The organism is Otoolea muris, from assembly GCF_943193115.1.
In the GTDB taxonomy this organism is placed as follows: Bacteria; Bacillota; Clostridia; order Lachnospirales; family Lachnospiraceae; genus Otoolea; species Otoolea muris.
Genome location: NZ_CALPCY010000105.1, coordinates 1 through 5,288, shown reverse-complemented (window position 1 = coordinate 5,288; position 5,288 = coordinate 1). Strand labels below are relative to the sequence as shown.

The 5,288-nt window shown below is 37.1% G+C and carries 3 protein-coding genes; all 3 read right to left on the bottom strand.

What is annotated here, in order from left to right:
- Positions 1 to 73 precede the first annotated feature (73 nt).
- Entirely contained in the window at positions 74 to 358 is a 285-nt protein-coding gene (locus NFS31_RS26045) for a hypothetical protein (protein ID WP_251501801.1), read from the bottom strand.
- Between the two features lie 244 nt (positions 359 to 602).
- On the bottom strand, positions 603 to 1,592 hold the full coding sequence (locus tag NFS31_RS26040; protein WP_160260287.1) for a PDDEXK nuclease domain-containing protein: 990 nt from the start codon (positions 1,590 to 1,592) through the stop codon (positions 603 to 605).
- A gap of 226 nt (positions 1,593 to 1,818) precedes the next feature.
- Positions 1,819 to 5,160 carry an NACHT domain-containing protein gene (locus NFS31_RS26035; protein WP_251501798.1) on the bottom strand — a complete coding sequence of 1,114 codons (3,342 nt, stop codon included), beginning with the start codon at positions 5,158 to 5,160 and terminating at the stop codon, positions 1,819 to 1,821.
- Positions 5,161 to 5,288 lie beyond the last annotated feature (128 nt).

The following is a 5,288-nucleotide window of genomic DNA, read 5'->3' as shown; positions in this document are numbered from 1 at the left end:
GATACTCATGATAGAAATATAGTCTATTGTCACACACTTTGCCCTCATAGTCGAGGTACGCACTATCTACCGTTTACGTAGCATTTACATTAGATTCACCCATCTGCGTTCTTAACAGCAAGGCAAATTCCGCTTCTTGATCCGCATCCATTTTTAGAATATTCTGAAGTCCGGAATTCTCTACATAACAAAGCAGGTACTTTAACGGAAACAAGTACCTGTTTCGTCTTTCTTCTTTGTTTTTCACTGATTTTACAATGTAGTTCAAAAGCAAATCTATCTGTAATTTCACTGTTTGGGCTACATCTCTTCCCAAATCCCAATGCGGGATTTCTGACTCTACATCTTTAGCATTCAACCCGTTTCCTCATTTTCAGTCCGTTAACGTACTCTATCATATCTTTATCAACAACTGCTTTCATAAGGCGCTTTATTGTTCTCTTTGAGTCTTTTGTCTTCTCTGCAATCTCCAGCTATATTGTATAAATACATTTTCAATCACGGACAATATTTATCTTTTAAAGTGCCATTTAAAGTTCTATCTGGCACTTTAAGCGGTATATTAAAGATCAGCTTCATACCGTATTTATAAATACCAATACTTACTCATCTTCTAATAAAGGCATATTGATCAATTCCTGCAATTTCTTTTGCAGTATATTCTTATCCGGCAATTGGAGTTGATATTCTGCAACCATCATTGGAGACAATGTTCTGCTCATAGCATACTCAACCACTTCATCATCTTTAGATGCACACAATATCATTCCAACACTGGGATTCTCGTTTTCCTTTTTCTTCTGTCGATCTAGCGCTTCCAGATAAAAATCCATTTTCGATATATATTCTGGCTTAAATTTCCCAATTTTCAATTCAAACGCCACAAGACACTGTAATCCCCGATGAAAGAACAGCAAATCGATTTTATAATCCTCACCGCCAACCTGGACTCTAAATTCTTCATCAATAAACGTAAAGTCCCTTCCAACCTCCAGAATAAAATCCTTCATATTTTTGATCAGACCTTTTCTTAGGTCAGGTTCCTTAAAGTTAGATGGTAAATCCAAAAATTCTATCACATAAGAATCCAGAAATGGATTTTCTTTCAGTCCTTTTATCGGCTCAGGTAACAATTTTTCCTTGGATAACATATATCGTTCATAATATCCACTGTCAATCTGGCGGGATAGTTCTCGTGCAGAATAATTTTCTTTTATACAAAGTGTTATATAAAAATGACGCTCTTCGGGTGTTTTCGCTTTTGAAATGATAGCCAGATGGTTTGACCAACTTATTTGTGACAACAGTGTTGTCACAAATAAGTCATCTGCATAAGTTTCATAAAATTTTTTCATACGATACAGACCACGCCTGTTAAATCCTTTAATTCCAGGAAAAGCATTTTGAACCTCTTCTGCGACTGTATCTATATAAGCATCCCCAAATGATACTTTCGTGGATTCCGTACTCAGGTATTCTCCCACTTTCCAATACATCTGAATCAACTCTTCATTAACCTTTTTCAGTGCATTCTGCCTTGATTGACTAATAATCTGGATGAGATTACCTGCTGCTGAGATTTCATTTTTCATCAAAATCTACCACCTTTCAAACTTGTGTCAACACTGTTGTCACAAATCAATGTATCCCATATCTATCTTACCACCCTGAACATTTACAAAACTACAATACAATTTTAACTCCTCATTATGCTAGGATTCTTTCCGTCCTGTTGCTGATTCTCTGCCATGTGTTTTTTCTCACTTCAATTTATAAATCATAATTATTTGATTCTTTACACTTGTTTCTTCATTTCTTTTAGCTTTCTTTGCCTTGAAGTCTATGGATTTCACCTGCTATGCCATCTCCTTCATAGATAAATACAGCCTCCCAATCACTCCACTTTGTAATAGAATAATCCCCAGCGTGAATTTCTTTTTCGGCATCTACCAACCAAACAAGCTTCATCCCGGTCTTGCTGAGGAAAGTATCCAAGATATCCTTCCGAACAACAACACTGTTAACTTTTTGAGTTAAATCCGTATCAAAAGCTGCCAGTATTCCATTAGAGTCATAATAAAACCCATCTTCCTGTTGTTGTCTCAAGCTCATTGTTTCGATGAGTTTGGAACACGGCAGACTTTGAGAAATTGCATTCTCTTTTGTTGCATCGTATTCTGCTTCCCACAACAAATCTGTTGTTGCATGAAGTATTTTACCAATTTCTTTCTCAATTTCTCGTTTTCTGATTCTCTCTTTGAACTGAATCGCTGGAATTTCAAAATCCTCTTCCCTGTCTTCCGCAACCTCTTCCTCTTTCTGCTCTTTGTCTTCAACCCAACCACCATGTTCACAAAATAAGGCCTCTATCAGAGAAATATCCGGAACTTCTATTATCTCTTTAACTGTTTCATACCCGCCGGTTTTAATTTGCGCATCCACCCAAGCGTATGCATTTAATTCCTTGCAACTCGGTGACCAGGGATATTCTCTGTTAAAAACAGAAGATGGTTCATGGTGGGATGCTGTATCACGCGTAATAACGGATTGCCCGTTTCCATCACATCGGAAGAGCTCATCTGCCTGCTCCGGACTGACGAAATAAGCATATAACCAGCTCCATACCAGTAGTTTTTCTGTATTCAGGTCTTTACGCCCTGTGTCACAGTACTTCGTCAAGCATATCCACTTTATCCCATGATGATCGGTCAAAATCAATGTATCCTTCAACCCATCGAAAAAGATTCCCTTTGTCTCAAGCCAGACCTGCTGTGCATCCGCCGTAGAAATATCAGCAGTTTTATTTTCTTCTTTTCCCTTAGCTGGAAGCTCATCCAATACATCGAATTTTGGTGCAGCATCACACGTCATAAAGTTTTGATTCAAAGTTGGATCAAAATCTCTGACATAAAGCTCCCATGCCCCTTCAAATTGAACACCTTCTTCCTCTGAATAATTCCAAGAGTCAATCATCTTGCAATGATCAGAAATACGAGCCAGCATATTATACATTGTAATCCATTGATACTTTTTCCCAATTCTTTCAATCTTAATGGTCTGATTTCTACCATAGCCGCCACAATGCTGGTCATGTTCTTCAAAATATTCTTCGGAAAACCCTAGTTCCGTCTGAATGTAATAGACAGCATAATTAAATATCTTCTTGTCATCCACATCAAAGTTATGAAGAGCACTCTGGAAAACATAACGGCCAAAATCTCCATACATTCCCATGCCTTCAAAACGCATCGAATGCATCAGCCAATACATTGCTCCATTATATTCTTTCTCCAGATAGTGTTGATCCTCTATTTCCGGTATAGGGTCAGAATTATATGGAGGTATAATTTTCTCTCTATCTATCATACCAGTATATTCTGGATCCTCGTACAGAAATCGCTCAATAATCAACCTGGCATAATCTCTTAGCAAAATATCAGGATATACTTTTTCTTGATCAAACACGGTATGATAAACATACTCTGCTAATGTCTGAAAGCTCTTTGTATCTATCCTCTTACAGCAGGCGCCAAACACAATTCCATATAGACGCTGAATTATATAAGGATCATTTACTTTCTTAAACTTCGCAAGAATAATCTGACATAGATGAAAATGCTCCTTCAGAATTTCTATCATTGCTTTTGACGTATAATCCCTCAGCCATCGATTGGATGAAGTCAAAAGCCATCCGAACAAGGTCAAAAGCAGCTCCATCTGCTTTTCATTTGATATTTTGAGTTTTTCTCCTTTGTCATACATCTGAATAAGTTGTACTATTCTGTTATTATCATCCTCTGTTAGTTCATTTACATAAATTGTCCAGAGGTAATCTCTCTTATTTAGCTTATAACTTAAGAGAAAGTGATGCAGAAAATCCGCATTAAATGGATGTGAAACTTTCACGCTATTTCCAATCAGCATCGGCCACAAGTCTTCCGGATTGCAAGGATATTTTTTCAATAAATCTCTAAAATGGCTTGTTGGAATATACCGAGTATCCCGCCATTGAAAAGAATCAATATACCTTGAGAAAACCTGCCATTTATCATCGGAGTTTTCCAGGTCATCAATTATGTCAGTACACTCTTCACCATACTTTGCTGCATATAATGCACAGGCATTTACAAACAAATCAATGTTCCAGGAATTACCCATTTCCCCATTCTTTATTCCCAGAATTTTCTCGGATAGATATCTACGAACTTCATCTTTCGATTGGCACTTTTTCATAATTGCTTTTGCGCAGTAATAGTCATTCATCTGATCAAAAGCAAAATATAGTGTTTCCTTTCCATCAAAAATGGAATCATGAAGAATATGTTCCTTTACAAGATGACGTACAAAAGGTACCACGTTCAATCCATATTCAATCCAAAAAAACAGCTGTGCCAAATCCTTCTGAGAAATAGATCTTTCATCATGTGATACTAACCATTCCGCAATTTCCATAATAAGCGGACTTAAAATATCATCATCCTCTGTATACCCTTTTTGCCTCAATTCCACTCTGAGAACCCGGGAAATATTGCTATTGGCGTCTTTAATCACTCGATCATACAATATAGGTAAACTAACCTCTTCACCATTGTATGTTTTGCAATACAGAGTAAGGAAAAGCGGATTTGACATTTCATAGCCAAAATATTCCAGTGGTGTAAATGGGATATTATAGTGATTCAGGAACTCACTTGCCGCTGAGATACTGTTATCCTCAAAACCTCTATGCAGCATGGTTACAATATCTCCCCGACCTTCCAGAAAGGAATCCGGCAAAATCAGCTTTTCATATTCTGGTCGATAGGATAGAATCAATTTAACCATAGGGTTCTCTTTAATCTTATCTATAATAGCAAGCAGACCCGATTTCCACAGTTTTCTATTCCATGTCTCATTAAGAGCATCTATAAAAATTGGTACGATACAATTATCTCTTTCACCGATAGTTTCCAAAATATCAATCAGATCTTCAAAGCTGTAGTCAAGTCTTAAGTTTTTCATAATCTGCTCATGGACTGGATCATCGGTAAAATAGATGCCTGCTACTAATAACACCCCTATTCGCCCTTCATCTAAAAGACTCTGTGTCTTCGAGGCCAGCAGCTGTGACTTGCCAACTCCGGCTTTGCCATAAATAGTTAGTATATCTCCATAAAGCAACCACTTTTCTCTTTCGGAAATTTCTATCCTGTTCGGAAGATTTATCAATATCCTTAATCCGTGAAGCTTAATTATTATTCCATTCTATAATCGCTTTGTTTATGCGGCCTTCCGATATTTTTTTAAGA